Source organism: Streptomyces sp. cg40 (genome assembly GCF_050320165.1).
Taxonomy (GTDB): Bacteria; Actinomycetota; Actinomycetes; order Streptomycetales; family Streptomycetaceae; genus Streptomyces; species Streptomyces hokutonensis.
This window is the reverse complement of the sequence record NZ_CP190128.1, coordinates 5296808-5322434: the sequence shown is the minus strand read 5'-3', so window position 1 is coordinate 5322434 and position 25627 is coordinate 5296808. Positions and strand designations below refer to the sequence as shown.

General features: G+C 64.1%; 30 protein-coding genes, 1 tRNA gene and 1 pseudogene. 7 read left to right on the top strand and 25 right to left on the bottom strand.

Annotated elements, in window-relative coordinates; genetic code table 11:
• Positions 1-31: 31 nt before the first annotated feature.
• Positions 32-2557 (bottom strand): MFS transporter, encoded by a 2526-nt coding sequence (locus tag ACQHII_RS23630; RefSeq protein WP_427921170.1) that lies wholly within the window; start codon positions 2555-2557, stop codon positions 32-34.
• A 21-nt stretch (positions 2558-2578) separates the two neighbouring features.
• The gene (locus ACQHII_RS23625) at positions 2579-3091 is read right to left on the bottom strand and encodes a MarR family winged helix-turn-helix transcriptional regulator (protein WP_427925396.1); all 513 of its coding nucleotides are present in this window, start codon (positions 3089-3091) and stop codon (positions 2579-2581) included.
• Positions 3092-3296: 205 nt separating this feature from the next.
• On the opposite strand from ACQHII_RS23625, the gene ACQHII_RS23620 reads away from it, so the two are divergent.
• On the top strand, positions 3297-3497 hold the full coding sequence (locus ACQHII_RS23620; protein WP_019073288.1) for a hypothetical protein: 201 nt from the start codon (positions 3297-3299) through the stop codon (positions 3495-3497).
• A 23-nt stretch (positions 3498-3520) separates the two neighbouring features.
• Here the strand turns inward: ACQHII_RS23620 and ACQHII_RS23615 are convergent, their stop codons facing one another.
• The 10 genes from ACQHII_RS23615 to ACQHII_RS23570 all read right to left on the bottom strand — a co-directional run bounded on the left by ACQHII_RS23615 (position 3521) and on the right by ACQHII_RS23570 (position 9131).
• Positions 3521-3964, bottom strand: coding sequence for a GNAT family N-acetyltransferase (locus ACQHII_RS23615; protein ID WP_427921169.1), 444 nt, complete (start codon positions 3962-3964; stop codon positions 3521-3523).
• Between the two features lie 39 nt (positions 3965-4003).
• The gene (locus tag ACQHII_RS23610; protein ID WP_427921168.1) at positions 4004-4669 is read right to left on the bottom strand and encodes a hypothetical protein; all 666 of its coding nucleotides are present in this window, start codon (positions 4667-4669) and stop codon (positions 4004-4006) included.
• Positions 4670-4707: 38 nt separating this feature from the next.
• Positions 4708-5598: an RNA polymerase sigma factor SigF gene (locus ACQHII_RS23605; protein WP_019073292.1), complete on the bottom strand. Its 891-nt coding sequence runs from the start codon at positions 5596-5598 to the stop codon at positions 4708-4710.
• A 268-nt stretch (positions 5599-5866) separates the two neighbouring features.
• Positions 5867-6712, bottom strand: coding sequence for an RNA polymerase sigma factor SigF (locus tag ACQHII_RS23600; protein ID WP_019073293.1), 846 nt, complete (start codon positions 6710-6712; stop codon positions 5867-5869).
• Positions 6713-6901: 189 nt separating this feature from the next.
• Complete coding sequence (locus tag ACQHII_RS23595) at positions 6902-7195, bottom strand: Dabb family protein (protein WP_427921167.1); 294 nt, start codon at positions 7193-7195, stop codon at positions 6902-6904.
• A 22-nt stretch (positions 7196-7217) separates the two neighbouring features.
• Positions 7218-7394, bottom strand: coding sequence for a hypothetical protein (locus ACQHII_RS23590; protein ID WP_200715918.1), 177 nt, complete (start codon positions 7392-7394; stop codon positions 7218-7220).
• A gap of 123 nt (positions 7395-7517) precedes the next feature.
• Positions 7518-7602 (bottom strand) — tRNA-Ser (locus ACQHII_RS23585).
• 68 nt (positions 7603-7670) lie between these two features.
• The gene (gene tadA / locus ACQHII_RS23580) at positions 7671-8102 is read right to left on the bottom strand and encodes a tRNA adenosine(34) deaminase TadA (RefSeq protein WP_427921166.1); all 432 of its coding nucleotides are present in this window, start codon (positions 8100-8102) and stop codon (positions 7671-7673) included.
• Positions 8103-8158: 56 nt separating this feature from the next.
• On the bottom strand, positions 8159-8692 hold the full coding sequence (locus ACQHII_RS23575) for a hypothetical protein (protein ID WP_427921165.1): 534 nt from the start codon (positions 8690-8692) through the stop codon (positions 8159-8161).
• A 244-nt stretch (positions 8693-8936) separates the two neighbouring features.
• A complete protein-coding gene (locus ACQHII_RS23570; protein ID WP_019073298.1) occupies positions 8937-9131 on the bottom strand; it encodes a hypothetical protein in 195 nt (64 codons plus the stop codon).
• Between the two features lie 148 nt (positions 9132-9279).
• Between ACQHII_RS23570 and upp the strand changes: the two genes are divergently transcribed.
• Positions 9280-9915: a uracil phosphoribosyltransferase gene (gene upp, locus ACQHII_RS23565; protein ID WP_019073299.1), complete on the top strand. Its 636-nt coding sequence runs from the start codon at positions 9280-9282 to the stop codon at positions 9913-9915.
• Positions 9916-9988: 73 nt separating this feature from the next.
• On the opposite strand, the gene ACQHII_RS23560 is transcribed toward upp, so the two are convergent.
• Positions 9989-10609, bottom strand: a complete 621-nt coding sequence (locus tag ACQHII_RS23560; RefSeq protein ID WP_427925395.1) for a LytR C-terminal domain-containing protein — start codon at positions 10607-10609, stop codon at positions 9989-9991.
• A gap of 121 nt (positions 10610-10730) precedes the next feature.
• The gene (locus ACQHII_RS23555) at positions 10731-11027 is read right to left on the bottom strand and encodes a type II toxin-antitoxin system VapB family antitoxin (RefSeq protein WP_003999914.1); all 297 of its coding nucleotides are present in this window, start codon (positions 11025-11027) and stop codon (positions 10731-10733) included.
• A gap of 105 nt (positions 11028-11132) precedes the next feature.
• Between ACQHII_RS23555 and ACQHII_RS23550 the strand changes: the two genes are divergently transcribed.
• Positions 11133-12647 (top strand): helicase HerA-like domain-containing protein, encoded by a 1515-nt coding sequence (locus ACQHII_RS23550; protein ID WP_427921164.1) that lies wholly within the window; start codon positions 11133-11135, stop codon positions 12645-12647.
• A 24-nt stretch (positions 12648-12671) separates the two neighbouring features.
• Here ACQHII_RS23550 and ACQHII_RS23545 read toward each other — a convergent pair whose 3' ends face one another.
• The 4 genes and pseudogenes from ACQHII_RS23545 to ACQHII_RS23530 form a co-directional block, all read right to left on the bottom strand.
• Positions 12672-12794, bottom strand: coding sequence for a hypothetical protein (locus ACQHII_RS23545; protein WP_427921163.1), 123 nt, complete (start codon positions 12792-12794; stop codon positions 12672-12674).
• 54 nt (positions 12795-12848) lie between these two features.
• Entirely contained in the window at positions 12849-13169 is a 321-nt protein-coding gene (locus ACQHII_RS23540) for a hypothetical protein (protein ID WP_427921162.1), read from the bottom strand.
• Between the two features lie 79 nt (positions 13170-13248).
• Positions 13249-13914, bottom strand: coding sequence for an HdeD family acid-resistance protein (locus ACQHII_RS23535; RefSeq protein WP_427921161.1), 666 nt, complete (start codon positions 13912-13914; stop codon positions 13249-13251).
• Positions 13915-13977: 63 nt separating this feature from the next.
• Positions 13978-14484, bottom strand: a pseudogene (locus ACQHII_RS23530) (HhH-GPD-type base excision DNA repair protein); the annotation flags it as partial.
• Positions 14485-14541: 57 nt separating this feature from the next.
• Between ACQHII_RS23530 and ACQHII_RS23525 the strand changes: the two are divergent.
• Positions 14542-16113 (top strand): recombinase family protein, encoded by a 1572-nt coding sequence (locus ACQHII_RS23525; RefSeq protein ID WP_427921160.1) that lies wholly within the window; start codon positions 14542-14544, stop codon positions 16111-16113.
• 547 nt (positions 16114-16660) lie between these two features.
• Here ACQHII_RS23525 and ACQHII_RS23520 read toward each other — a convergent pair.
• On the bottom strand, positions 16661-18253 hold the full coding sequence (locus tag ACQHII_RS23520; RefSeq protein WP_427921159.1) for a CHAP domain-containing protein: 1593 nt from the start codon (positions 18251-18253) through the stop codon (positions 16661-16663).
• Positions 18254-18546: 293 nt separating this feature from the next.
• Here ACQHII_RS23520 and ACQHII_RS23515 point away from each other — a divergent pair, with 293 nt between their 5' ends.
• From ACQHII_RS23515 to ACQHII_RS23505, 3 genes are all read left to right on the top strand, one after another.
• Positions 18547-19110 carry a glycosyltransferase gene (locus ACQHII_RS23515; protein WP_427921158.1) on the top strand — a complete coding sequence of 188 codons (564 nt, stop codon included), beginning with the start codon at positions 18547-18549 and terminating at the stop codon, positions 19108-19110.
• Between the two features lie 177 nt (positions 19111-19287).
• On the top strand, positions 19288-19602 hold the full coding sequence (locus ACQHII_RS23510) for a hypothetical protein (RefSeq protein ID WP_427921157.1): 315 nt from the start codon (positions 19288-19290) through the stop codon (positions 19600-19602).
• A 466-nt stretch (positions 19603-20068) separates the two neighbouring features.
• Positions 20069-20608, top strand: a complete 540-nt coding sequence (locus ACQHII_RS23505; RefSeq protein ID WP_427921156.1) for a hypothetical protein — start codon at positions 20069-20071, stop codon at positions 20606-20608.
• A 512-nt stretch (positions 20609-21120) separates the two neighbouring features.
• On the opposite strand, the gene ACQHII_RS23500 is transcribed toward ACQHII_RS23505, so the two are convergent.
• From ACQHII_RS23500 to ACQHII_RS23475, 6 genes are all read right to left on the bottom strand, one after another.
• Positions 21121-21537, bottom strand: a complete 417-nt coding sequence (locus ACQHII_RS23500) for a hypothetical protein (protein ID WP_427921155.1) — start codon at positions 21535-21537, stop codon at positions 21121-21123.
• The gene (locus tag ACQHII_RS23495; protein WP_427921154.1) at positions 21530-22315 is read right to left on the bottom strand and encodes a ParA family protein; all 786 of its coding nucleotides are present in this window, start codon (positions 22313-22315) and stop codon (positions 21530-21532) included. The genes ACQHII_RS23500 and ACQHII_RS23495 overlap by 8 nt, the downstream gene beginning before the upstream one ends.
• 625 nt (positions 22316-22940) lie before the next feature.
• Positions 22941-23507: a hypothetical protein gene (locus ACQHII_RS23490; RefSeq protein WP_427921153.1), complete on the bottom strand. Its 567-nt coding sequence runs from the start codon at positions 23505-23507 to the stop codon at positions 22941-22943.
• A gap of 188 nt (positions 23508-23695) precedes the next feature.
• Positions 23696-24055, bottom strand: coding sequence for a hypothetical protein (locus ACQHII_RS23485; RefSeq protein ID WP_427921152.1), 360 nt, complete (start codon positions 24053-24055; stop codon positions 23696-23698).
• A gap of 300 nt (positions 24056-24355) precedes the next feature.
• A complete protein-coding gene (locus ACQHII_RS23480; protein WP_427921151.1) occupies positions 24356-24559 on the bottom strand; it encodes a hypothetical protein in 204 nt (67 codons plus the stop codon).
• A 298-nt stretch (positions 24560-24857) separates the two neighbouring features.
• Complete coding sequence (locus ACQHII_RS23475) at positions 24858-25562, bottom strand: replication-relaxation family protein (protein ID WP_427921150.1); 705 nt, start codon at positions 25560-25562, stop codon at positions 24858-24860.
• Positions 25563-25627: the final 65 nt, after the last annotated feature.

Sequence of the window (25627 nt, the reverse complement as noted above, 5' to 3'; positions counted from 1 at the left end):
TCGGGACACGTTGCGCAGACCGGGGTGTCAACTACTCGCCGGGGTGGGCGAGTTCGATGTCGTGGCCGTCGGCTCCGCCGCCGTTCAGCGTGAGGGCGGTGGCGACCGGCGGGTAGCCCGTCGCGATCACCGTGTACTCGCCGCCGCTCAGGTCGGTGAAGGCGTACGCCCCGTCCGAACCGGTGGTGGCGGTGCCGACCACGTTGCCCGCCGCGTCCACGAGGGTCACCCGTGCGTCGGCCAGCGGGCCGTGCGGGGCGCGGACCACGCCCAGGACCTGGGCGCCGGAGTCGAGGTCGATCTCGACCCGGGTGACACCGGTGCCGCCGACCTCGACGGGCAGGGCGCGCGGCCGGAACCCGTCGGCGTTCACCGCGACGGTCACCGCCCCCGGCACCAGCTCGGCGAACGCGAACTCGCCCTGCTCCCCCGTGGTTCCGGTGGACAGCAGATCCCCGCGCACATCGGTCACGATCACCATCGCGTCCTTGACCGGCTGCCCCGAATCGGCCGCCCGGACAAGCCCGTTGAGGCCGCTGGTACCGCTGAGGAGAACGTCGTACGACACCGGGTCGCTGCCGTTGACGACGACCGTCGACGCCTGCGGCTGGAAGCCGTCGGCTGAGGCGATCAGGACGTACGAGCCGACGCTCGGCGCGTCCAGCGCGTAGGAGCCGTCCGCCTGGGTGACCGAACGGCCCAACTGGCGTCCCCCGAGGGAGATCAGGGTCACGGCGGCCTGCGGGACGGGCGCGCTCTCGGCGCCGCGGACGAAGCCGCGGACGGGAATCCCACCGGACACGGAAGTGGAGGCGGATGTGGTCACGGGTGCGATCTTCTCCCTGGTCACCGTGGCTACGGCACCGGTCTGAGTCTCGGAAGCGGCGGCCCAGCCGGGGATCTTCTCCGCTGCCGGTGCGGGAACCTCGGCCGCGTCCAGCACGCCCGCCGCTTCCTCCGCGGCCTGGGCCAGTCCGCCGGACGTCCGCAGCGGGACCTCCTTGATGAACATCACGACGACGAAGGCGACGAGCGCGAAGGGGGCCGCGTAGAGGAACACGTCGGCGATTCCGTGGCCGTAGGCGCCCTCCAGCCAGGTGCGGACCGTGCTCGGGAGGGAGTCCATGTCGGGGAGCGAGCTGCTGCCGACGGCCTTCGCGGCGGCGGCCTGGGACTGCGGGTCCAGGGAGGTGATGGTGTCCTTGGCGTAGTGCGTGATCCGGCCGGACATCACCGAGCCGAGCACGCCGACGCCGACCGCGCCGCCGAGCGAGCGGAAGAAGCTCACCGTGGAGGAGGCGGCGCCGAGGTCCTTCGGGGTGACCTGGTTCTGCGTGGAGAGGACCAGGTTCTGCATCATCGTGCCGACGCCGATGCCCAACAGGGCCATGTAGATGGACAGTTCCCAGTACGGGGTGTCGTAGCGCATCAGGCCGAGCAGGCCCAAGCCCGCGGTGAGGAAGAGACCGCCGGCGACCAGCCAGCCCTTCCAGCGGCCGGTCCTGGTGATGAAGCGGCCGGAGACCATCGACGCGACGAACAGGCCGCCGATCATCGGGATCGTCATGACGCCGGACATCGTCGGGGACTTGTCGCGGGCCAGCTGGAAGTACTGGGAGAAGAAGACCGTGCCCGAGTACATGCCGACGCCGACGAACAGCGAGGCCAGCGAGGCGAGGGAGACGGTGCGGTTGCGGAACAGGCGCAGCGGGATGATCGGCTCGCTCGCCCGGGTCTCGGTGAACACGAACAGCAGCGCCAGCACGAACGTGCCGCCCACCATCGTGTACGTCTGCCACGACAGCCAGTCGTACTTGTCGTCGGCGAAGGTCACCCAGAGCAGCAGCAGCGAGGCGGCGGCGGTGATGAAGAAGGCACCGGCCCAGTCGACCTTGACCTTCCGCTTCGTGACCGGGAGGTGCAGCGTCTTCTGGAGCACGACCAGCGCGATCAGCGCGAAGGGGATGCCGACGAACAGGCAGTAGCGCCAGCCGAGCCACGAGGTGTCGGTGATCACACCGCCGAGCAGCGGACCGCCGACGGTCGCGACCGCGAAGGTGGCGCCGGTATAGCCGGAGTACCGGCCGCGCTCGCGCGGGGAGATCATCGCGGCCATCACGACCTGGACGAGGGCGGAGAGACCGCCGGCGCCGAGGCCCTGGATCACGCGGGCGCCGATCAGCATCGCCGGGTTCTGCGCGAGGCCGGCGACGACCGAGCCGATGATGTAGATGACCAGGGATATCTGGACCAGGGCCTTCTTGCTGACCAGGTCCGCCATCTTGCCCCAGAGCGGCACCGAGGCCGTCATGGAGAGCAGGGCCGCGGTGACGACCCAGGTGTAGGCCTCCTGGCCGCCGCCCAGGCTGCCGATGATCGTCGGCAGGGCGTTGGTGACGATCGTCGACGAGATGATCGCGGCGAACAGGCCGAGCAGCAGCCCGGAGAGCGCCTCCATGATCTGCCGGTGCGTCATCGGAGCGCCGTCGGAGGCCGCGGGGGAACCCCCTCCGTGCTTGGCGTGAGCCCGCACACCGGCTGGTGTGGTCGTTGCCATGGGCTTCCTTTTCTTCCGTGCTTATGCGGGTGTACGGGTGGTGTGTTCGAGTTCGAGGTGGGGGGAGTGGGGGGATTCGACGGGCGGGGGCTGGGCCGGGTGCGTACGGCAGTCGCCGAAGTCGTCCCGGAGCCGGCCCATCAGCCGGATCAGCTGTCCGACCTCCTCGTCGCTCCAGTCGCTCAGCCGGTCGGCGAGCAACTGGGCGGTACGGCGGGAGAGTTCGTCGAGCCGGACCTGGCCGCCGGGGGTGAGGCGCAGGATGCGGGAGCGCTTGTCCGTGGGGTCGGCGGACCGTTCGATCCAGCCCCGGTCGGCGACGTGCGCGACATGGCGGCTGGTCACGGACATGTCCACGGCGAGCAGCTCGGCGAGCCTGCTCATGCGCATGGCGCCGTGCCGGCCGAGCAGGGTCAGCACGGCCGCGGAGCCGCTGGGGCAGTCGGACGGCAGGATCCGTCCCAGCTCCCTGCGTACGGCGCCGAAGGCGCTGAACTGACGCATCAGCTCCTCGTACTGCGCCCGCTCGGCCATCACACCTCCCCTGCCTTCCATGTTCACGTTCGTTGCTTGGGGCAACCATAAGAGAGGTTGGTTGCTACAGGCAAATAAAATGGGGTGGGTCTGGCATAAAAAGTTGGCAAAGGCAAGCATTGCCGAAAGTAAATCCACAGGTGAGAACGGCTGCGCGAGGCCCCGCACTTGGGTGTCCCCCGGGGATTCGCTAGTGTCTCGGCCCATGGCAAACACCCAGGGCCCCGAGGGCAACTACGACCCCGCCGGCAGCACCCAGATGTTCCGTGCCTTCGTCGACGAGACCCCCCAGGGCGGCCGCCAGCAGCAGGCCGCCGCTCCCGCCGGACCCCGCATCGGCCTGATCGCCGGCGTCGTCGCCGCCGTACTGGTCGTGGCGGCGGTGGTGTACCTGGCGATGATGTAAAGCCGACCGCGCGTCTCGGGCGGCTACCGGGTCGGCTCCAGGGCGAACCGGTAGACCGTCGACTCCCGGGCCCGGAAGCCCAGCCGCTCGTACAGCCGGTTGGCCGCGGTGCGGTCGGGGCGCGAGGTGAGATCGACGGTGCGGGCGCCGGCCTCCCGGGCGATCCGCAGCGCTTCGTTGGTCAGCAGGGCGGCGATTCCCCGGCCCCGGGCAGCGGCGTCGACGACCACGTCCTCTACGCGCCCGCGCAACCCGGACGGCACCGGGAACAGCACCAGCGTCAGCGTGCCGACGACCATGCCCTCCGCCCGCGCCACCAGCACCGTGTTCGTCGCGGACGAGACCAGCCGCTCGACCGCGACCCTGTCGAGGGGCTCCGCCGTCGAGGACAACTGCGGCAGCAACTGGCCGAACGCGTCCACGAGTTCGGCAGTCGCCTCGCGCGCGATCTCCACCTTTACGTCCATGGCGAGGAGCCTATCGATCGTTGGCTGGGGGGCCGCCGCCTAGAGCCACTCGACCGACACGTCACGCGTCTCGATGTGCATACCCAGCGGGACCCGCCACGCGTCGACACACACCGTCCAGGTCTTCTCCGTGTGCGCGTCGGCCGCGATCGGTACCGGCAATTGCTCCGTGGAGTCGATCGTCGCCCAGTCGATTCCGAGGGCCCCGATGATGTGTGTCCCGAGGGTCACCGTGCCCGAACGGACCGCCGTGCCACCGGAGTTGTGGAAGGCCAGGGTCACGTCCTCGCACCAGCGGTGGTCCGTGGCCCTGCGTGCGGGGGCGCCCCAACTGAGGGCGGCCGGAGTCGTCGTAGGAGCGGCCGTCGGGGGCGAGGACGGTGAATGTGCGCCGCTCCCCCCGGACTTGGCGCCTGAGGGTGGAGAGGCGGGGGTGGGGGTGCTGGACGCCGGTCCTGGTGTGGTCCCTGTTTCCGTCTCCGAAGTCTCGCTGCCGGCGGGCGACTTGGGGTCGTCGAGCGGTATCAGCGTGACGCTTCCGGTCGGGCCGGTCGTCGTGGCGGATGGTGGTCGGGGTGGGCCGACCGCCGCGTAACCGGCGGTGGAGTCGCCGGCGCCGCACGCGGTCAGTGTTGCGCAGACCGCGGCCGCCGACGCACCCAGGAGGGCGCCTCGGCGGCCAGTTGGCCATGTCGGACGAAGCATCGCGCCATGGTGGCTGACACTCCGTCAAATAGGAACCCTCAGTCGGAGATGAGGCCCTCGCGCAGGGTGGACAGGGTGCGCGTGAGGAGGCGGGAGACGTGCATCTGGGAGATGCCGACCTCCTCGCCGATCTGCGACTGGGTCATGTTGGCGAAGAAGCGCAGCATGATGATCCGGCGTTCCCGGGGCGGGAGTTTGGCCAGGAGGGGCTTGAGCGACTCCCGGTACTCCACGCCCTCCAGGGCCGTGTCCTCGTAGCCGAGGCGGTCCGCCAGCGAGCCCTCGCCGCCGTCGTCCTCGGGGGCCGGGGAGTCGAGCGAGGAGGCCGTGTACGCGTTGCCGACCGCGAGGCCGTCGACGACGTCCTCCTCGGACACGCCCAGGACCGCGGCGAGTTCGGGGACGGTCGGCGACCGGTCCAGCTTCTGGGAGAGCTCGTCGCTGGCCTTGGTGAGGGCCAGCCGCAGCTCCTGGAGGCGCCGCGGGACCCGCACCGACCACGACGTGTCGCGGAAGAAGCGCTTGATCTCGCCCACGACGGTCGGCATCGCGAACGTCGGGAACTCCACCCCGCGCTCGCAGTCGAACCGGTCGATCGCCTTGATCAGGCCGATCGTGCCGACCTGGACGATGTCCTCCATCGGCTCGTTGCGGGAGCGGAAACGCGCGGCGGCGTAACGCACCAGCGGGAGGTTGAGCTCGATGAGGGTGTCCCTGACGTAACCGCGCTCGGGGCTGTTCTCGTCGAGTGCGGCGAGCCGCAGGAAGAGGGAGCGGGACAGGGTGCGGGTGTCGATGGCTCCCGTGGTCGGGAGGGCCGGGGCCGGTACGGCGGGTACGGCCTCGAGGACCGTAACGGCGTCGAGTGCGGGCTCAGCCTCGCTCTTGGTGAGCGTGAGCACCTTCGAGCTGCCCTGGTCTGCGGACATGCCACCCCCTTTGGGTCGCGGGACGGTCGCGGCGATCGCCCCCGTCGGGGGAGCGGTGCCTTCACCTGAATACCGGAGCCTGGGCCACGGCAAACGCGCTTCCCGCAGAATGTCACATGTCGGCAACACGCTGTAGTGACATGTCGACTTGTCTGTTACGAATCAGCCCTGGAAAAAGGGGGTCTGACGGTTTTTCAGGGCAGAACTGACGGGAAGCGCCCTGATGAGCGATTCGTTCTTAACGGTGACAGATCGCTCACGCTTTCGGTCAGGCCTCGATGCGGTTCGCGGAGCGCAGTCGCTGGAAGCTACGGGCGAGTAGCCGTGAGACATGCATCTGGGAGACGCCGAGTTCCGCGCTGATCTGCGACTGGGTGAGATTGCTGTAGTAGCGCAGGAGCAGGATCCGCTGTTCGCGCTCGGGGAGTTGGACGAGCAGGTGCCGGACGAGGTCGCGGTGTTCCACGCCGTCCAGGGCCGGGTCCTCGTAGCCGAGCCGGTCCAGCAGGCCGGGCAGTCCGTCGCCCTCCTGGGCGGCCTCCAGGGAGGTCGCGTGGTACGAGCGGCCGGCCTCGATGCAGGACAGCACCTCGTCCTCGCCGATCCGCAGCCGCTCGGCGATCTCGGCGGTGCTCGGAGTGCGCCCGAAGGCGGTCGTCAGATCCTCGGTCGCCGCGTTGACCTGCACCCACAACTCGTGCAGCCGGCGCGGCACATGGACCGTGCGGACGTTGTCGCGGAAGTAGCGCTTGATCTCGCCGATGACGGTCGGCATCGCGAACGTGGGGAACTGCACGCCCCGGTCCGGGTCGAAGCGGTCGATGGCGTTGATCAGACCGATGGTGCCGACCTGGACGACGTCCTCCATCGGCTCGTTCCGGGAGCGGAAGCGGGCGGCGGCGTAGCGCACGAGCGGGAGATTGGCCTCGATGAGCGCCCCGCGCACCCGGTTGTGCTCCGGCGTGCCCGGCTGGAGCCCCTTGAGCTGGCCGAACAGCACCTGGGTGAGGGCCCGGGTGTCGGCACCGCGGCTGCGGGGTGCGGCCGGCGGGGCTTCCGTGACTTCCGTGACTTCCTGGGGCGGCGCAGTACTGGCCGACACGGTCAACGCCACCTCTTCATCGGTCAACTCAATCGGTCAACTCATCCGTCAATAGCGGTCATAGCATCACAACACATGTGCACTGTGTGCAAGCACCGCATATCACTGCGTTACGCCGTGTTGAGGGGCAAATTGGTGGATAGGACGCACGACAGCCCTCCGCCGTTTCGGCGGAGGGCTGTTGGAAGAGGGGGGGCGGGCTCAGACTTCGTAGTCGGCGATCACCCAGGTCGCGAACTCGCGCCACAGCGCGACGCCCGCCTGGTGCGCGGGGTGTTCGACGTACCGCTTCAGGGCGTCGGCGTCGTCGGCCGAGGAGTTGATCGCGAAGTCGTAGGCGATGGGGCGGTCGCTGATGTTCCAGCCCAGCTCCCAGGAGCGCAGGTCCTCGATCAGGTCGCCGAGCGGGCGGAAGGCCTCGACGCCCGCCACCACCCGCGGGTCGTCGCGCCGGACGCCCTCGTTGAGCTTGAAGAGGACGAGGTGGCGGATCATCTGCACGCTCCCGGGTGGTCGGCTAGTGCGCCCCGTCGGCCAGCCAGGTCATGAAGTCGCCGATGGCCTTCGCGGCGTCCGATATGCCCTCGAAGCCTATCTGGACGTAGTCGGCCGCCTTGGCGGGCTTGGTGATGATCACGTACAGCGCGAAGACCACGAGCACATAGACAGCGATCTTCTTCGCGTTCACCGCCATCGCGGCCTCCCCCTGTGACGTACGTGCCCGTGGGCCCCTGTTGCCGGCGGTGAGTTTAACCTTCACGGCCGTTTTTGGATCTACGCACGAAGGGCCCCGTCTTTCGACGGGGCCCTCCAGAAGCGGTAGCGGAGGGATTTGAACCCTCGGTGACTTGCGCCACACTCGCTTTCGAGGCGAGCTCCTTCGGCCGCTCGGACACGCTACCGAGAGAGACCTTACAACAAGGTGGGGCGTGGTTTGAAATCGGTAATCGGCGGCCCGCCAAGGGCCCTGCTACCGGTCCCGGAAGAACTCCGTGAGGACGTGCGCGCATTCGTCCGCGAGGACGTCCCCGATCACCTCGGGGCGGTGGTTGAGCCGCCGGTCGCGTACGACGTCGAAGAGCGAGCCGGCCGCGCCGGCCTTCTCGTCGCGGGCGCCGTAGACGACCCGGTCGACCCGGGACTGCACGAGCGCGCCCGCGCACATCGTGCAGGGTTCGAGGGTGACGACGAGCGTGCAGCCGGACAGCCGCCACTCACCGAGGTGAGCGGCGGCCCTGCGGATCGCGAGGACCTCGGCGTGCGCCGTCGGATCGCCGGTGGCCTCGCGTTCGTTGTGGCCGGTGGCGAGCACGGTCGTACCGTCCGGGGACAGTACGACCGCGCCGACCGGGACGTCGCCGCCCAGGGCGGCGGCTCCGGCCTCGTCCAGGGCGAGCCGCATCGCGGCCCGCCAGCGGTCGCGTACCGGGTCCCGAGACCCTTCTGCGCGTGCTGTGGTCAGCGGACGGTCTCCAGGACCTCCGAGGCCCCCAGGGCCTCGGCGATGGCGCTCAGCGCGTCGTCGGCGTCGAGTTGGCGCAGCTCCTTCTCGCCGACGCCCAGGTCGTCGAGGATCTGGCTGTCCCCGACCGGGCTGTGCGGAACGGCCTCGGCCGAGGTGCCGTCCTCGTCGTCGTCCTCCTCGGAGTCACCGTCCTCGGTGCCGTCGAGGTCGAGGGAGTCCAGATCGACGACGTCGTCGGCGTCCGGATCCCTCCCGAGCAGCTCGTCCGTGAGCAGGATCTCGCCGTACGAGCTGCGGGCTGCCGCAGCTGCGTCCGAGACGTAGATCCGGGGGTCGTCCTCGCCGTCGATGCGGACGACGCCGAACCAGGCGTCCTCCTGCTCGATGAGCACCAGCACCGTGTCGTCCTCGGGCGAGGCTTCACGGGCCAGTTCGGCCAGATCCGACAGGCTCTCGACATCGTCGAGCTCTGTGTCGCTCGCTTCCCACCCGTCTTCGGTGCGCGCGAGCAGTGCGGCGAAGTACACCGTGACTCTCCCACTGGTCTTAGGCGTGCCGGTTGGGGGTCCCCCCGGCGGAGGTTACGGGCGGGGAGAGCTCGTGCTCCGAGCCCCACCCACTCGGAATCGTGGCAGAAACAAGGCGTTCAGGGGACGTCTTCGGCTCCCTGTGTCCGCCCGTGTTTGATCGACCACCAGCGGGATCGTACGCGGCGATCGCCGTGCGCACGCACCCGGTTGGCCTTACAAGGTCCTGTGAGACAGGCCTCAACTACCAGCGGAAGGTCCGCATACGCATGGCGTGGCGCAGCCGGGCGGCCTTGGCGCGGCGGGGCTGGACGCGGTCGCGCAGCTCACGGGCCTCGGTCAGTTCGCGCAGGAACTGTGCCCGGCGCCGTCTGCGCTCGGCATCGGTCTCCCGGCTCTCGTGCTGCGACGGGTCCTCTCGGGACTCACGGTCAGGCATCGGCTCACCACCCCGGTCCGTCCCTCCCACTTTCCCCCGGACGGGCGGTTTGATGCCAGTGCGGGCGGAATCGTGGCCGGTGGGGGCGGCGTCGCGGCGGGCCGGAGCGGGGCCGCGGCAGCCGCGGGGCCCGGCTACTGTTGTGGACATGCGTCTCCACGTCGTCGACCACCCCCTGGTCGCCCACAAGCTCACCACGCTGCGCGACCAGCGCACCGACTCCGCGACCTTCCGCCGCCTGGCCGACGAGCTGGTCACCCTGCTCGCCTACGAGGCCACGCGCGATGTGCGCACCGAACAGGTCGACATCACGACGCCGGTCGCCGCGACCACCGGCGTCAAGCTGTCCTACCCGCGCCCTCTGGTGGTGCCGATCCTGCGGGCCGGCCTCGGCATGCTGGACGGCATGGTCCGGCTGCTGCCCTCGGCCGAGGTCGGCTTCATGGGCATGGTGCGCAACGAGGAGACGCTCCAGGCCTCGACGTACGCCACGCGCATGCCGGAGGACCTCTCCGGCCGCCAGGTGTACGTCCTGGACCCGATGCTGGCCACCGGCGGCACCCTGGTCGCGGCGATCCGCGAACTGATCAAGCGCGGCGCGGACGACGTGACGGCCGTGGTCCTGCTCGCCGCCCCCGAGGGCGTCGAGGTCATGGAGCGCGAGCTCGCGGGCACCCCGGTGACGGTAGTGACGGCCTCGGTCGACGAGCGCCTGAACGAGCACGGCTACATCGTCCCGGGCCTCGGCGACGCGGGCGACCGGCTGTACGGCGCCGCGGAGTAGCACTGGTTCAACACCCGATTCCCGTACGGCTCTTACCTGCTGTACGGGAATCTGCGTGTGTGCTGCCGTACGGCTACGAGCACGCCTTCGGTGAGGAACTCGCCGTCGGTGCCGGTCCGCTCAGCGCGGCCAGGGCCTTGTCGGCGGCGGCCTTCGCCGTGAGGTCCTTGAAGGCGGTGCCGATGATCAGGTCGACGGCGGTGCCCTTGCGGGTGGGCTCGGTGCGGCGCTCGGCGCCGGTGAGCTGGGTGGCGAGGACGGGCAGCGAGGTGTCGAGGGAGGCGGCGGGGCCGAGCAGTATGCCGGTGCCCTTGACCTTCTTGTCGAACTGCGCGGTCGCGTTGCCGACGTCCCCGATCTTGAAGCCGCGCTTCTGGAGTTCGTCGGCGGTCGACTTGGCGAGGCCGCTGCGGGGCGTGGCGTTGTAGACGTTCACGGTGATCTGGGCGGGCTTCGGGACGGCGGCGTTCGTACGGGGCGAGGGGCTCACCTTGGACGCGCAGTCCGCCTTGGGACCGGCCGCCGCGGCCTGCTTGCCGCCACCGGTGAAGACGTCGATGAGCTGCAACGTGCCCCACCCGCCCACACCGACCACGGCGACGGACGCGACCACCATGAGGACGAGCCGCCCGCGACGCCGCGGACGGCGCATGCGCGGGTATTTGTCCCCCGTGATCCGGTACTGGCCGCCCATGCCTGGGGGAGTCAGCATGCTCATGAGCGCAGCGTAGTGCGCCCGGGCGACGATGCCTACTAGATGATCATTCGACAGCGCCGAGACCAACCCGAAAGGGTCAACGGTCTACCGGAGTGGGTCAGTCCAACTCAAGGACGCGCGCGTGGAGCACCTGCCGTTGCTGGAGCGCGGCGCGGACGGCGCGGTGCAGGCCGTCCTCCAGGTACAGGTCGCCCTGCCACTTCACGACGTGCGCGAAGAGGTCGCCGTAGAAGGTCGAGTCCTCGGCGAGGAGGGTTTCCAGGTCGAGCTGGCCCTTGGTCGTCACGAGCTGATCGAGGCGGACCGGGCGCGGCGCGACATCCGCCCACTGCCGGGTGCTTTCCCGGCCGTGGTCGGGGTACGGCCGGCCGTTTCCGATGCGCTTGAAGATCACACGGAAAGCCTACCGGTCATGACGTTCCGGGCGCAGCCATGGAGACGGAGTGCGACGCTGGAAAAGATGCCGCAAAGCCGGGCAAAAAGGGAACCGAGGCCTGATATGAGTGACAGCGAGACGATCGCCGCCGGGTACGCCTTCACAGGACCCGCACTCGATCTGGGCGCCCTCCTCTGGGACGGGGCCCCTCTCCCCGACGCGCAGATCCGCATCCCCCTCCCCATGCTCAACCGCCACGGCCTGGTCGCGGGCGCCACCGGCACCGGCAAGACCAAGACGCTCCAGCTCATCGCCGAGCAGCTCTCGGCGCAGGGCGTGCCCGTGTTCCTCGCGGACGTGAAGGGCGATGTGTCGGGGATCTCGGCGCCGGGCACGGCGAACGACAAGGTCGCGGGGCGGGCGGCCGAGGTCGGGCAGCAGTGGACGGCGACCGGCTTCCCCGCCGAGTTCTACGCCCTCGGCGGCATCGGCCACGGCATCCCCGTCCGCGCCACGATCACCGGCTTCGGACCGGTGCTGCTCTCCAAGGTGCTCCAGCTCAACCAGACCCAGGAGCAGTCCCTCGGCCTGATCTTCCACTACGCCGACACCAAGGGCCTGGAGCTGATCGACCTCAAGGACCTGCGGGCCGTCGTCACCTTCCTGACCTCGGACGAGGGCAAGCCGGAGCTGAAGAACATCGGCGGCCTGTCCACCGCCACGGCCGGCGTGATCCTCCGCTCCCTCACCGCCTTCGAGGCGCAGGGCATGGCCGACTTCTTCGGCGAGCCGGAGTTCGACACCAGCGAGCTGCTGCGCACGGCGACCGACGGCCGGGGCATGGTCTCCGTCCTCGAACTCCCCGCCGTCCAGGACAAACCGCAGCTCTTCTCGACCTTCCTGATGTGGCTGCTGGCCGACCTCTTCCACGACCTCCCCGAGGTCGGCGACGCCGACAAGCCGAAGCTCGTCTTCTTCTTCGACGAGGCGCATCTGCTCTTCAACGACGCCTCGAAGGCCTTCCTCGACTCCATCACGCAGACCGTCCGGCTGATTCGCTCGAAAGGGGTCGGCGTCTTCTTCGTGACCCAGACCCCGAAGGACGTCCCCGGCGACGTCCTGGCCCAGCTCGGCAACCGCGTCCAGCACGCGCTGCGCGCCTTCACCCCGGACGACCAGAAGGCCCTGAAGGCCACCGTGAAGACCTTCCCGAACTCCGCCTACGACCTGGAGGAGATCCTGACGGGCCTCGGAACAGGGGAGGCCGTCGTCACGGTCCTGAGCGAGAACGGCGCCCCCACCCCCGTGGCCGTCACCCGCCTCCGCGCCCCCGAGTCCCTGATGGGCCCGATCGACCCGGCCGTCCTCGACCAGGCGGTCAAGTCCTCGTCCCTGTACGGCCGTTACGCACAGGCTGTGGACAGAGAGTCGGCCTACGAGAAGCTCTCGGAGGCACGACCGGCACCCGCCGAGACACCGAAGGCGGCGGCGAAGAAGGCTCCGGCCAAGGAGGACGAGTCGATGGTCCAACAGGTCGTCGGCAGCGGCATGTTCAAGTCCCTGGCGCGTTCCGTCGGCACCCAGATCGGCCGCGAGATCACCCGCTCGCTGTTCGGCACGGCCCGGCGGAAGAGATAGCCCCCACCGGGCCGCACGGTCGGATCAGCGCTTCGGCTCCTCCGGGGGCCGCTGCGGCTCGGGCGTGCGCGCCTCGGGTTTGGGTGCGTTGCGTACGGCCTCCGCGCGCAGCAGGGCGCGCAGGACCGCGTACGGGTCGATGGGCATGGCTGTGTTCCTCGCGTCGAACGGACTGACTGACCTGGTGGGGCGGTCGGTCCGTCAGCAGCGCAGGACCACCGTGCGCTGGGCGCGCAGGGTGTACGACGGTCCGTGCGGCGCGGGGAGGGCGCGGCCCTCGGGGACGTGGGACGCCGGGGCGGGCGCGGGGCGCAGGGGTGCGGTGGGCCGGTGGACGGCGGGGGAGGAGGGCCGTAGGGCGGCGGCCGTGTCGAGGACGTCGTACTCGATGGTCGTCTCGACGGACGAGGTGACCGGTGTCGCGCGCATCTCGGCGTGGGTACCCGGTACCAGCAGGGCGAGCAGCAGCACGAGCGCCCGCAGCCAGGCACGGCTGCGGGGGAGGCTGCGTGCGGTGCTCACGGGGGTCAATCTGCCCTGCGGAGCCACGGCGTTCATCGGGTCCGGAGTGAGATACGCCCGCATGGAGTAGGGGTGCCGGTCACAGGGCGGTCGGTACCTCTTGAGCCCGGCTCCGCATCCTGATCGCCGTGATGATCTCGACGATCCCGACCGCGACCAGCCAGATGCCGCCGACGAGGGTGAGGACGGCGACCGATCGGAAGGGCGAGTCGATGAGGACGATGCCGGCGATGAACGTGACGATCCCGAGGAAGATCTGCCAGCCGCGCGCGGGCATGTTCTGGTCGGAGGCGGCGGCCAGGGTCTGGGTGATGCCCCGGATCAGCCAGCCGATGCCGATCCACAGGGCGAGCAGCAGGATCGACTGCATCGGGCCGCGGAAGCAGAACAGGCCCAGCACGATCGACAGCGCGCCGCTGATGAAGGCCAGCACGCGCAGCGAGGTCGCCCTGTGGGTGCCGAACGCGGAGACCAGCTGGAAGATCCCGCTGATCAGCAGGTAGACGCCGAAGAGGATGCCGGCCGCGAAGAGGGACGCGCCCGGCCACACCAGGACCAGGACGCCCAGGACCAGGGACGCGACGCCGGTGAGCAGGACGACCTGCCAGGCGGCCTTGGACAGGGCGTGCAGGGGACCTTCGAGGTCGGGTTCCCGGTAGCGCTCGTCGTGCGGGGGCCGCGGTGCGTGGGCGCGGCGGTCGTCGAACTCCGGGCCCCAGGGGGAGCCGCTCGGTGCCTCGGTCATGGTCCATGGTGTGACCGGGGTCACGCGGCCCGCCACCGGGGGCGGGCCGTCCGGCTGACGCGGTTACCTGCCGTCGGCCGCCTTCGCGGCCTTCGCCGCCGCCTTCATCTCCTGCTTGTGGGCGCGGACCTTGGCCAGCGACTCGGGGCCGGTGATGTCGGCGACGGACCGGTGGGACTTGGGTTCGCCGTAGGCACCGGCGGCCTCGCGCCAGCCCTTCGGGGTGACGCCGAGCTGCTTGCCGAGCAGGGCGAGGAAGATCTGCGCCTTCTGCTTGCCGAACCCGGGCAGTTCCTCAAGCCGCTTCAGCAGCTCGGCCCCGGTCCCGACGCCCGCCCAGACGGCGCTCGCGTCCCCGTCGTAGTGCTCGACGACGTACTGGCAGAGCTGCTGGATCCGCTTGGCCATCGAGCCCGGGTAGCGGTGCACCGCCGGCTTCTCGGAGAGGAGCGCGGCGAAGGCCTCGGGGTCACGGGCCGCGATGTCGTCCGCGTCCAGGTCGGTGGCTCCGAGCCGGTCGGCGATCGTGCGCGGCCCCTTGAACGCCCACTCCATCGGCACCTGCTGGTCTCAGAACATTCGCATACGACGTGACTAATGTTACACTGAGTAACAGGAGATCACTCCATGCAGTCACAACCGAACATCCTTGAACGTGCCCACAGGGGCGACTTCACCGGCCTCTACTTCGCCGGTTTGGTTCGGTTGTCCTTCGAGACAAAGCCCAATCGCGACCCTGACCACGAACGCCCCGACGTTCCTCTGAGCGGTTCGGACATCAACAACCGCGAGGAACAAGAGCAGTTGTGCCGCGACTACATCGAGGCACGTGGCGGTACGTACATAGGCACCTACGACGAGCCGCACACATCTGCTTGGAAGAAGAAGCGGATCAAGCAGGCCGACGGCACCTACATATACCGAGTCGTACGGCCGGTGTTCGAGGGCATGTTGAGCGACCTGCGCAAGGGTCGCACCGAGACCAAGTACTTCACTCCGGTTGACGGGTACGACCCGACGACAGTGATCAACGGCTCCATCGTCTACGACGTCGACCGGTTGACCCGCGACAACCGGCACCTTGAAGACGCCATCGAAACAGTGCAGTACCACTTCCGCCCGATCATCGACATCACGGGCACGCTTGACCTTCTGACCGAGAACGGTCGCGACATGGCACGGGTCATGGTGACGATGGCCGGTAAGCAGTCAGCCGCAACCTCCCGACGTGTGAAGAACATGCACAAGACGTTGGCACGGGAGGGCATACCAGTTGGCGGGATACGCCCCTTCGGCTGGCAGGCGGACAAGCGAACCGCTGACGCCAAAGAGAAGAAGCTCATCAACGACGCTGCGACAGACCTACTTGAAGGCAAGTTCGTTCACACGATCCTGAGGGAGTGGGAGAAGAGCGGTGTTCTAACTCCCAAAGGGAACTTTTGGGTGCGCCAAACCTTCATTACCATGATGACCTCACCTCGGTTGGTCGGATGGCGCGTGCACGGGCCGGAAGAGCTGCCGCGTCACGAGCGCTACGCCAAAGACAAGGACGGCAACCCCATCAAGGGGCAGCACGAGGCTCTGTTGGACGAGAAGATCTGGCGTGCAGTCGTCGCCCTCTTGAAGGACCCGGATCGCCCTGGTGCAGGCGTCGCTGTCGGCAAACTCAAGTACATGTGCTCTGGACATCTTCGGTGCGCCAACTGCTCTGGGAAAATGCGTGGGAATGCCGACAAGCGATGCGGCTTTATGTACATCTGCGATACCTGTCATAAGGTTTCTGGCAAAGGCCCCACGATAGACAAGCTCATAACCGAGCTGATCTTCGCGCGTCTGGACAACGAAGAGATTCCGCTCGATGAAACCCCGTGGACAGGGGCGGAAGAACTAGCCGAGTACGAGGCCACGAAGGCAAACCTACTCGCACAGTTCAAAGAAAACCCCGACATGGGCACCCACATATGGCCGGAGATCCGGAAGGCTGAAGCCGCTATCTCCAAGCTCCTCAAGGAACGAGCCGTTCACCTACGCAAGACGGCACGGCCGAAGACGACGAACATCCGAGAAGAGTGGCCGGACCTCGACATTGAACGGAAGCACGCCATAGTAGGCGAGAACTTCGAGGCGATCATCCTTCACCCGGCGAAGAAGGGAGCGAACCGGTTCAACCCAGATCGGTTGCAGGTCATCCCGCGCTAATAATCGCACCGATCCGCTTCAACTGGTCGGGCCGGAGTGCAGGCAATTTAGCTGCCTGTTCTTCGGCCCATTTTTGTGCCGCACTATCAGCAGTGGTCCGCTTGACTTTTGTTGCGGAGCGTCGGGCTTTTGGTGCTGGTGAGGTTAAGTCTTTTTCCTTCATATTGATGATCCGTGGAGCAAGAATCACCTACGGTGGCGCCGAGAGCCCTTTAACCTCATCACGAGGATTTGTATGGCCATGCGAAATATTTTGGGGGAGCCAAACCCCTGTTGATCAGGATTCTGTTTCACACATGTATTTTACTACATTTGAACGACACGACCTAGAAGTCGTGGCCGGCGCGGGTTGGTGGTGAGGGTACAAGGTTGCCCACAAAGGCTGTTAATAAATGAGCTTCTACCGCGAGAGCAGTAGTACGAACGTGAGGGTCAGGGTGTCTTGGCTGGAAGCCATGAACGCGCCCGACCCCCACGCAGGTCCCGTGTTGTGTGACGTTGAACGTCACCGCTTACGGGGCCTTGTCGTACCTACAACCTCTTGGGGTCAGCCGACGCTTCCGAGAGAAGCTGTCGTGGCCGGGTTGGCTCCCCAGGACATCCCGAACAGGGAGCCAGCGTCGTTCCCGAAGAACACGTTCTGACTGCCGTCCGAGGTGACCTGACTGGACACCGAGGTGTCACCGACACCGGCCGGGTCGCTGTAGGTCTGGCCGAGGTGAACACCGTTGGAGTTCGCGTTCCACCAGACCTCGCCGACCTGGCCGAAGCTCGTGCCGTAGTAGACGTGCTGGGTTCCGTCACTGGTGACCTGACTGGACACCGAGGTCGGGTGGTGCCCGACGTTGGCGAGCTGCCAGGTGGTCGCGCCGGTTGAGGTGTAGCCCCACCAGGTCTCGTAGAGGCCGCCATCAGCAGCAGCGCTGTAGATGTGGCGGACCCCGTCAGAGGTGATCTGGCTTGTCACCGACGTGACGTTGGTGCCGACGTTGCTCGTGAAGCCCAGGTGTCCGCCGTTGGATGTGGCGTTCCACCAGACCTCGCCGACCTGGCCGTTGGTTGCACCGTAGAAGATGTGCTGGGTTCCGTCCGAGGTCACGATGCTGGAGATGGACACGACGTTCACGCCGACGTTGGCGACTTGCCACGTCGTCGCCGGGTTCGAGCCCCACCAGGTCTCGTACACGCTGCCCGCTGCGTTGGCGCTGTAGACGTGCTGGATGCCGTCAGAGGTCACCTGACTGGAGATGGTCGTGACCACCGCTCCGGTGCTGTACGTCTGGCCGAGGTGAACACCGTTGGAGTTCGGTCCCCACCAAACTTCGCCGACCTGGCCGCCTTGTGTGCCGTAGTAGACGTGTTCGTTTCCGTCCGCAGTTGCCTGCGCCGAGATCGCCGTCACCGGGCTGCCGACGTTCATCAGCTCCCATGTGGTCGGAGAGGGCGATGATGCAGACCACCACGTCTCGTACAGGCGGCCGGAAGAAGTGCCCGAGTAGACGTGGCGAACGCCGTCACTGGTGACCAGGCTCGTCACCAAGGGGTCGGGGTCGGCCGTGACGTTCCCGGAACCGGTGCTGCCACCACCAAGCGGCGTGTTCACTCCGTTGAAGTCGACGAAGTTGCCGTAGGTCGAGGCGTTCTGCCAGCCGGTCATGCTGTAGTTGCCGTCCTGGCCCCAGTTGTACTGAGAGACCTTGACCTGGTACTTGCCGCTGACCACCTGGACGGCCTCGACGTAGGCGACGTGACCGTACGCGTTGGTGGCCCATGGCTCCATTACGGCGGCGTCGCCGACTTCCGGAGTCGTTGTGACGGTCACGCCGGTGGAGCTGTCGTCCCACTGTCCACCGTTGCCGCGCCCTCGCACGAGAGACGACGATATGCCCTGGGATTCAAGCTTCCAGGCCACGTAGTCCGTGCAGTTGCGGTAGGCGTAGCCGCGCGCCGAGTAGATGCTCGCGCCGCTGTCGTTGTCCTTGATGGTTCCCCAGGAATATCCGGAGCACCAGTAGCCCGTACCGGTTGTCTTGTACGGAGCGTGGATGCACTGCATGGTGGCGCTGGGATAGCCGCCGTCTTCAGCCGCAGCTGGTGCAGCGCTGAGGGTCACACCGATGCCGAGCAGGCTCGACACCATGGCTATGACCACCAGGAATCGACTCGTGAAGAGTCTCTTCCAATTCTGGGCAGGTGTCACCACTCCCCCTTTCCGAGGAGTTGTAGGTACTTGAAGGTGCGAAGTGGCCGCCCTCTTATTCGGGGCGATAAAAGAAACACCTTTTGACCGGTGTCACACACTTGCCCAGGTACTTATAACATGAATTTCGAATTCCGCAAAGGAAAATGTTAGGTCGTGTTTTGTATCGCCTGCGCCAGAAACTTGAATGCATGCTTTAAATATCGCTCTTACTCCTCTATAGTATTGGGTAAATGAGTGGTTCAGAAGTAGCGGTAGTAATCCCCGTTCACAACAACGGGAAGACAATAGGCGGCATCTTGCAACAGGTGCTCGCTGAGTTTCCGCTTGTTGTGTGCGTCGATGACGGCAGCACAGACGAATCCGTCGCAGAGATTGAGAAGACCTCCGCCGGGCTCATCAAAATTCCAACCCGTCACGGATATAGCTCAGCGCTTCAAACGGGCATCGAGTTCGCACTACAAAACCCGCGCGTTAGATACCTGGCGACCGTTGATGAACGGTACGACCTCCGCAACCTTCCTGAAATGCTGGACAAGCTAAAAGACGACGAAGATCTCGACATAGTCCTTGGCTCGCGCTTCGCGCGCCACCCTAACGAAAGGGACTTAATCATGAAGGCTGTAACGTGGTTCGTGAACTACAGGACCAAGACAAAGCTCACCGACCTGACTCGGATGCGGGTCTTCACCAGAGAGTTTGGAGAGAGTCTGCTGTCCGCTAACCTCGGGGCAGATTTAGAGATTCTCGAAAAAATCGGTGCCAACAAGTGGCGCTACACCGAATCACAGCTATAAAGGACCACCCGTGGCCGGCATGCCCTTAGAGCGCCCCGTTCACACCGACGGCCGCGGTGCATGTTGAAGCGAAGCAATATTGTTCATGGTTATTGGGGCAACTTGTGCGTAAATAGATGGCGGCCCGTACAAATACAGGTCAAACCCCACCATGTAGAGGATGAGCTCGTGGCAATCGTGAACAAGAAGGTGTCGGACCTCAGTAAGAAAGAGGGTGATGACGGTGACTTCGTCGTCGTGGTCGTGCGTCAGCACCCCACCCTCGACGAGCCGAAGGCCCTGGACGTTCTTCCCGATGAGCTTGAGAAGTTCGTGCCCATCGGTGACCTCGTGATGCTGGAGATCCAGCAGCCCGACGGCACCAAGAAGGATGTCGCGATGCGACTGGCCGACTTCAACAAGCTCGCCCCCAACATGGACCAGGTACTCAAGGAGGCCCGCAAGACGCGAGGCCGCGTTCCCGGTACGCGTGTCGGCAACGGCAACGGGTAGTACCTGACCCGCCAGGGTCGCTGCCATCAAATGGCGACCAGTGGCGGAACCCCCCGCTTCAATTCCCATTCGGGACACAAAATTGAAGCGGGGCACTACTAGGAAGGGGAATATGCGCGTTCACGCAAGCCCAATATTGCTAATTAGAACGACGCGCTTTATACTACGAAACAACTAGTGCTTGAATTTGTGCAAATCTTCTCGCGCTAGCCATCGGTAAGAGGGGAACCAATGTGCTCCTAGTGGATAGCGCATGAAGTGTATTGACTTTCATGTTGGCTTTGTTTACTATGGACTTAGCACAAATTCAGGCGCACACCTAGAAAAAGGCTTCTCCCTCGGGAGGGCCTTTTTTGTTTATCAAAACCCTCCGGCATGACCGCCTAAGCGGATCGCTGCTACCGAGCCACCAAACACAACTAAGACAGCTCGGACCAAGAACGGCCGAGTAGGAGGGTAAACAAACATGGCGGCAACCGCATTAAGTGACGTACTGAGTAGCAAGCAGTTCTATAGAAAGAACCCTGGTGAAACCAGCGTTAATTCTATAGAAGAGGGCTTACCCGCAGCGTTAAACGACTTGAACCAGGGAAGCGACTACTGGCGACAGGCCAAAGGGAACCGCTACCGCAAGCTCATCAGGGAAGGGCACTTGAACGACCTCCTAGAGCTGGCCGAGCTTGCACCGAAGATGGCTCAGCGAAGTACCCCGGCGAACTGGTTTGCCTCGGTAGCGTCCAAAGCTAACTGGGAACGGACCTTGAAGTTTCTCGCCAAGGTCCGAGAGGTGGCACGGATGGCCGAGGACGCAGCGAAGCGGGTGCAGGCTCGCGCACAGGACATGGGAGCTGTACTCAAGGCCGTATGGCGTCATGGAGAACGAGCCGTACAGATGGCTGTGACGGCGTCAGAGACAGCAGTCACCAAGAAGCGGCCGGACGGATCAGCGTTCAAGCTGTTCATGCATCTCGCGTGGAAGCAAGGGAACACCCCAACTACGGCATAGCTCTGAGACCTCACCACAAGCCCTGTGACGGGCTTTCGGGTGAAAGATGACTCTCACCATGGCTCAGGTCAACGACCCCATTAGACAGGTCGAGAACGGCTCACATCACACGCAGGACTGTCGAGAGACGAGCTGTGCCACCAACCGGCAACCGTTGCGCCTGGTGGTCCTCCGTGACCTAGGGCCTGTGGCCGGCTGACGTTAGGTCGTCCGCGACGATCACCGCCAGGAGTTCACCGAAGGTGGGCGGGTTCAACACGTCCCCGCGGCGTCGGCTTGGTCGAGCTGCTTCAAGGGCATGCCGGCCACGAGGGGTTGGTTCGAGGCATCCACGGACATGGTCCCGGAATCCCAGGACCACCTAATCTACTGGGGTGAAGTGCAGCGAGAGAGACGGACATTCATCGTCGCACAATGTTGATTTTACGACGCGGAGCGTCAGCCAACTAAGGTGGCCGCATACTAGGAAATAAAATCAATGATCCGTCAAGATACGTACTGCTGTGATGTTTCTACCTGCCCATGGCGCGGCGCTTGAACTGCTTCCCATAGTGCCTCACCACGTACTCTTCGATAGCGTCATCAACGATCAGCCAGTTGTCTCGGTCCTCATGAAATGCTAACTCCTTCAACTGTCGATGCCGTGACGGTCGCATTCCAGTACCTTGGGCCACGCGCTTTTCGTCAACATTCACAATGGTGAGCTGAATTGGTGGATTGCTGTCCTGAGGCGACTCTGAGGCGGTAGCTGGTTCAAGGCCGCTTGACTCTGCTGGCTCAGTTGGCAACGCTGGCGTACTAGGCAAGTCCGGACTTGCCGGATCGGTCGGCATCGGTTTAGGTATGCCAGGATCAAACAACGAACTGGAGAAGCGTGGCTGTATCTGCTGTGGCAGTTCATCCCGCATTTTTTTGTAGTTGCTACTCATCTAACAGTATCTCCCCCACCTTTACATATCCCACGGCCGCTGGACTCTTCGGATCGAAGATGACCACTGGAAGGTTGAGCCCTTCTGCTTCGTCAACCGCCACGGCCTCAACTATGAGCTGCGGTATCACCAGGTCTGAATATTCCGCGCCAATCTTGATGTTCACGTCCTTGGACTTATTTGTCGTGGTCTTAAATCGCGTCACCAGAATCCCGCGCAGTTTTAGGCTCGGGTTGTAAGACTGGACAGCCTGTTCATACGCCTCAACCGCTCCAGCTATTCCGGCATCACTGTATGTACTGGCCGGAGCCGGGATGACGAGTTCATCCGCGGCAGCCAACGCGTTGATGGTCATGTAGCTCATCGACGGCGGAGTGTCCAAGATGATGAAGTCGTATTGGCTGTCGAGCTCAGCGAGGAATCCCCTGAGGGTGAAGATTGGGTCCTTGCCGTTTGTTGGGACGGCTCTTTTAACCGCCATGCCTGCTTCAGTTACCTTAAGCTGGGGATGCCCGGCAATCAAATGAACACCCTTAACCGAGGTTTCAACGAGGACGGCGTTCTCAGGCCTCAAGTCACTTCGTTCAAAGAGATGCCACAGCGTAATCGGTACGTCTGTTGCCTTGAACCCCAGGCCTCTAGTTATGTTTGCTTGTGGGTCGAGGTCAACCACCAAGACTCGTTTTCCGTGCATGGCGAAGACCGCCGCTATGTTCTTAGCGCTGACCGTCTTCCCCGCTCCGCCCTTCTGTGCTGAAAATGCAATCTTTCTTGCCATCGTGTTGTCGTGAATCCCCTTTGCCATTCAAGATAACACGAGTGCACTTGTGCATTCAATAGTGCGCTTTCTTTCTTGCCTTCAAGCAAGTGCACAAGAAATAAAGTGCACTAGTGCACCAGTGCACTTTATTTCTTGCTTTCTAGTGCACGCAAGCGCATAATGAAAGCAGTAAGGAACGGATTGAAATGACGGATAAAAGCACCAGTCTAAAGAACGAAGCAAAGCGCTATGTAGCAATCAAACTCGGCATCGACCTACGGGTCTTTAGCGGGACCAACGACAAGGCGTGGGTGAGCTTTGCGGCACGACTTCTAAGGCAGCAGGCGTAGCGATGAAGAAGCGCGTCAGTACTCGAAGGTTCGCAAGAAGCGTCCTCGTCGGCATCCTGAAGGCCGCACTTAGTCTCGGCCTATCAATCCTGGCTGCTTCTGTCGAGCAGATCTCAGGCAAGCAATCGCGCGGCCGGACTCGTTGCCACTACCCGCGCCAGCGATACGCCTATGTCCCTCGATACCCCGAGTCTGGAACTCGCATCATTTACGCGGGACCAGTACACGAGAACGCTTGGTAAGGGCTACTAAATAGGGCAGGGAGCGCAGGATGCTGCGCTCCCTGGTTCTTGCTATTGGAGAACGTCGTACGCCTCTAGGACATCCTCATCCTCGGCCGTCCACTCGATGCTTAGGCCGAGCAGCTCAGTGCAGATCGCGTGCAGTTGCCACGCTATGGGGTACGGAGCACTCCAGGCCGTATCGAATCTGTAAGTCAGCCCTGCGCCGTGCGCTTCAAGCTTTACCTCACAGGCATTCCACTTGGTACCCCAGTGCTCATTGCGCCACTCATACCATGTAGGTACTCCGTAGTCCCTCACGTTAGCTGCCGCTTGTCTTCCAAGCTCCACCGTCTCCGGCCGAGTTTCCTTGAGAGTGTCAAGCAACTGCTTGGGTGCTTCGACGTTTGGGTATTCAGCAACGAACCATGGATAGCTGCGTACCTTCTCAAAGAGACTTTGATCGAAGCACGCTAACCCCAAGTCTGTCCGACTGCCACACTCTATACCTAGCGTCTCCGCCATCGGTATGAGCTGGTTGAAGTCGAAATCCGACTCGCCCTTTAGTATTTTCCGAACCTTTCGTACACTGAATTTGCCACCACTAATGGTGACTGTGTTGGATGTCCAGTTTGGCATCGTCCCTTCTCCTAAACCGCTACGCGGTTTCTTACTTTGTTGTAGCTCGTCTCTCTGTGCATCCCAGTTAGACGAGAACAATCCTAGCTCGGAACGCAAAAAACCGCACCCATCAAGGTGCGGTTTTTTCGTCGGCTTATACGAGTCGTTCAAGGGCATGCCGGCCATGAGGCGGAGGTGCGACGGTTCTAATCCTCGAAAGGGGCGAAGATCGTGGCCAAGCGCTTAACCGTCTCTCGGTCCTGCTTGGGGGCGCGAGTCCACGGTGTAAGCCAATCCTGGTACTCAAGCCATGCGTTCTCGACGTCTCCGTCATCATTGACGGTTACCGCTAAGCGAGCGGCAGGGCCGCCCCCGGCAAGGGTGACATAGTGGGTGACTTCCTGTGTGACGTTGTAGGTCATCGCGTTTAAGGCATCCCAAGCAGCGTCGTCGCCGTCGGCTGCTTGGTCGAGTAACGCCAAAGTTTCTGCATCAAATGTGGCGTCATAGAACGCCTGGGCATCCGTTAATAGTTTTGCTTCTTGAGTCTGCGCAATAGTGCTCATATAGCTTTCTCCTTGCCCAAAACGCCAGGAGATGCTATAAATAGCAGCGGATTCGGTTAACCCAAACTAATCGAATCCGTAAAGGTCCTGGTGCAATCAGGGCCTTTTTTTAATTGTATCTATAATTATATTCCTCTCACCTCTGTTAATCAATGGCTTTATTCCTTATTGGTGTGCATAAGTCGGGGTCTATTGGCGGCATTAGGTGAGCCGCTTTAAGGCGGTTCCGCGGAGCGGGCTTGGTGGGGGAGCTTCAAAGGCACGCCGGCCACGAGGGCTAGGTGTGCGAGTTCTACGGGATCAGATAGCGCTCGCGAGTTCTGCCGTTACCTCGGTCGCTACGTTGCCGTAGTTCTGGACATGCACCACGAGGCGCACACCATCGGCCGAATCAATTATGTGTTCACTGGCTACGACGGATTCGCCGTCATCCGGCATGAAGGTGAGTGAGAAGTTCGGGACTTCTTTGCGGGCCGGGTAGTCGCCAAGCTCGATCTTTTCCATGCTGTGTGGTGCCACCGTTACGGACACCGGTTCTTCTAAGGGGGTGGGTTGCGTCATTGTGTTACGGCCCTTGCTTATGGTTGTTAGGAGTCGTCCGGCTTGGCTGTAACCACGATGGGTAACCAAAAAAGTGTTCAACCACGAAATTACCGGACTCCCGCCCGAATATGCGGGGGGGGGGGGGGGGGGGGGGGGGGGGGGGGGGGTATAACTCCTTGGTGCGCAGTTTCATCCCACGTTCCCACGCTACGTAATGTAGCGTTCCCTTGCTTACGTTATATAACAGGTGGCCGATATTTCAAAGCTGCATCAGCTTCGGCACCAACTCGCCGAGCATGAACACGCGCACCATTTCTTGTTGATCCGTCGGCGCGTCACGGATGTACCGCTGCAACTGGTTGGCTATGGCCTGGTTGCGAACGACGAACACCACCCACGGGAAGAACTCCTCTTTGCTTACGCTAGATGCTTGCCAGTACCCCGCGATTTTATCCAGGATGATCGAGCGCGCTTCGTTACCTAGGTCGATCTCAAAGAAGTATTTGGACTCACGCCGTTGGTGCGGGAAGTCGACCGATGCAAACAAGTCGGCCCGTTGTGGTGGAACGGGTAGTTCAACATCCCGCCGTTTGATGATGAGAACGCCCGCGCGTTCGGCCTTCACCAGTGACACGAAGGTGTCGGCAATCATGAGGGCATGGTTACTTACCTGGGTTGCCGGTCGACTTTGAATGTCGAATAGTGCCCGACCAAACTTGCCCAGTTGATACACCCAAGCACCCGCGCCGCCTTGCGGCTGGCTAGCCCGCCGACCAACGCGCGAGAGATAGCCAAGACGGACCAGACGAGTAAGAACAACATCTGCAACAGAATGACTGACACCATGAAAATAGAGCTCCCGGTAATGGGGGGTCGAGAGCTGCGAAAATTCGCAGGTACCCCCCAATAGATCCATGTCCCTATCCGATAGTTCCATGCGGAGCTTCATGCGTCCGTCACCCACCTACTGTCAGTCTCCATAGGACGGGGCGTTCTCCCTGGTCGGACCCCTTACAGGTATGGGTGTAC

What these genes read in the sequence shown, in the direction of transcription:
- ACQHII_RS23605 (WP_019073292.1), bottom strand. Translation starts at nt 5,598, where the DNA reads ATGTCCGCAGACCAGGGCAGCTCGAAGGTGCTCACGCTCACCAAGAGC.
- ACQHII_RS23500 (WP_427921155.1), bottom strand. Translation starts at nt 21,537, where the DNA reads ATGAGTAGCAACTACAAAAAAATGCGGGATGAACTGCCACAGCAGATA.
- ACQHII_RS23525 (WP_427921160.1), top strand. Translation starts at nt 14,542, where the DNA reads ATGCAGTCACAACCGAACATCCTTGAACGTGCCCACAGGGGCGACTTC.
- ACQHII_RS23610 (WP_427921168.1), bottom strand. Translation starts at nt 4,669, where the DNA reads ATGCTTCGTCCGACATGGCCAACTGGCCGCCGAGGCGCCCTCCTGGGT.
- upp (WP_019073299.1), top strand. Translation starts at nt 9,280, where the DNA reads ATGCGTCTCCACGTCGTCGACCACCCCCTGGTCGCCCACAAGCTCACC.
- ACQHII_RS23495 (WP_427921154.1), bottom strand. Translation starts at nt 22,315, where the DNA reads ATGGCAAGAAAGATTGCATTTTCAGCACAGAAGGGCGGAGCGGGGAAG.
- ACQHII_RS23520 (WP_427921159.1), bottom strand. Translation starts at nt 18,253, where the DNA reads ATGGTGTCGAGCCTGCTCGGCATCGGTGTGACCCTCAGCGCTGCACCA.
- ACQHII_RS23490 (WP_427921153.1), bottom strand. Translation starts at nt 23,507, where the DNA reads ATGCCAAACTGGACATCCAACACAGTCACCATTAGTGGTGGCAAATTC.
- ACQHII_RS23570 (WP_019073298.1), bottom strand. Translation starts at nt 9,131, where the DNA reads ATGCCTGACCGTGAGTCCCGAGAGGACCCGTCGCAGCACGAGAGCCGG.
- ACQHII_RS23515 (WP_427921158.1), top strand. Translation starts at nt 18,547, where the DNA reads ATGAGTGGTTCAGAAGTAGCGGTAGTAATCCCCGTTCACAACAACGGG.
- ACQHII_RS23590 (WP_200715918.1), bottom strand. Translation starts at nt 7,394, where the DNA reads ATGGCGGTGAACGCGAAGAAGATCGCTGTCTATGTGCTCGTGGTCTTC.
- ACQHII_RS23620 (WP_019073288.1), top strand. Translation starts at nt 3,297, where the DNA reads ATGGCAAACACCCAGGGCCCCGAGGGCAACTACGACCCCGCCGGCAGC.
- ACQHII_RS23550 (WP_427921164.1), top strand. Translation starts at nt 11,133, where the DNA reads ATGAGTGACAGCGAGACGATCGCCGCCGGGTACGCCTTCACAGGACCC.
- ACQHII_RS23505 (WP_427921156.1), top strand. Translation starts at nt 20,069, where the DNA reads ATGGCGGCAACCGCATTAAGTGACGTACTGAGTAGCAAGCAGTTCTAT.
- ACQHII_RS23560 (WP_427925395.1), bottom strand. Translation starts at nt 10,609, where the DNA reads ATGGGCGGCCAGTACCGGATCACGGGGGACAAATACCCGCGCATGCGC.
- tadA (WP_427921166.1), bottom strand. Translation starts at nt 8,102, where the DNA reads ATGCGGCTCGCCCTGGACGAGGCCGGAGCCGCCGCCCTGGGCGGCGAC.
- ACQHII_RS23480 (WP_427921151.1), bottom strand. Translation starts at nt 24,559, where the DNA reads ATGGAAAAGATCGAGCTTGGCGACTACCCGGCCCGCAAAGAAGTCCCG.
- ACQHII_RS23595 (WP_427921167.1), bottom strand. Translation starts at nt 7,195, where the DNA reads ATGATCCGCCACCTCGTCCTCTTCAAGCTCAACGAGGGCGTCCGGCGC.
- ACQHII_RS23625 (WP_427925396.1), bottom strand. Translation starts at nt 3,091, where the DNA reads ATGGCCGAGCGGGCGCAGTACGAGGAGCTGATGCGTCAGTTCAGCGCC.
- ACQHII_RS23485 (WP_427921152.1), bottom strand. Translation starts at nt 24,055, where the DNA reads ATGAGCACTATTGCGCAGACTCAAGAAGCAAAACTATTAACGGATGCC.
- ACQHII_RS23545 (WP_427921163.1), bottom strand. Translation starts at nt 12,794, where the DNA reads ATGCCCATCGACCCGTACGCGGTCCTGCGCGCCCTGCTGCGCGCGGAG.
- ACQHII_RS23630 (WP_427921170.1), bottom strand. Translation starts at nt 2,557, where the DNA reads ATGGCAACGACCACACCAGCCGGTGTGCGGGCTCACGCCAAGCACGGA.
- ACQHII_RS23615 (WP_427921169.1), bottom strand. Translation starts at nt 3,964, where the DNA reads ATGGACGTAAAGGTGGAGATCGCGCGCGAGGCGACTGCCGAACTCGTG.
- ACQHII_RS23535 (WP_427921161.1), bottom strand. Translation starts at nt 13,914, where the DNA reads ATGACCGAGGCACCGAGCGGCTCCCCCTGGGGCCCGGAGTTCGACGAC.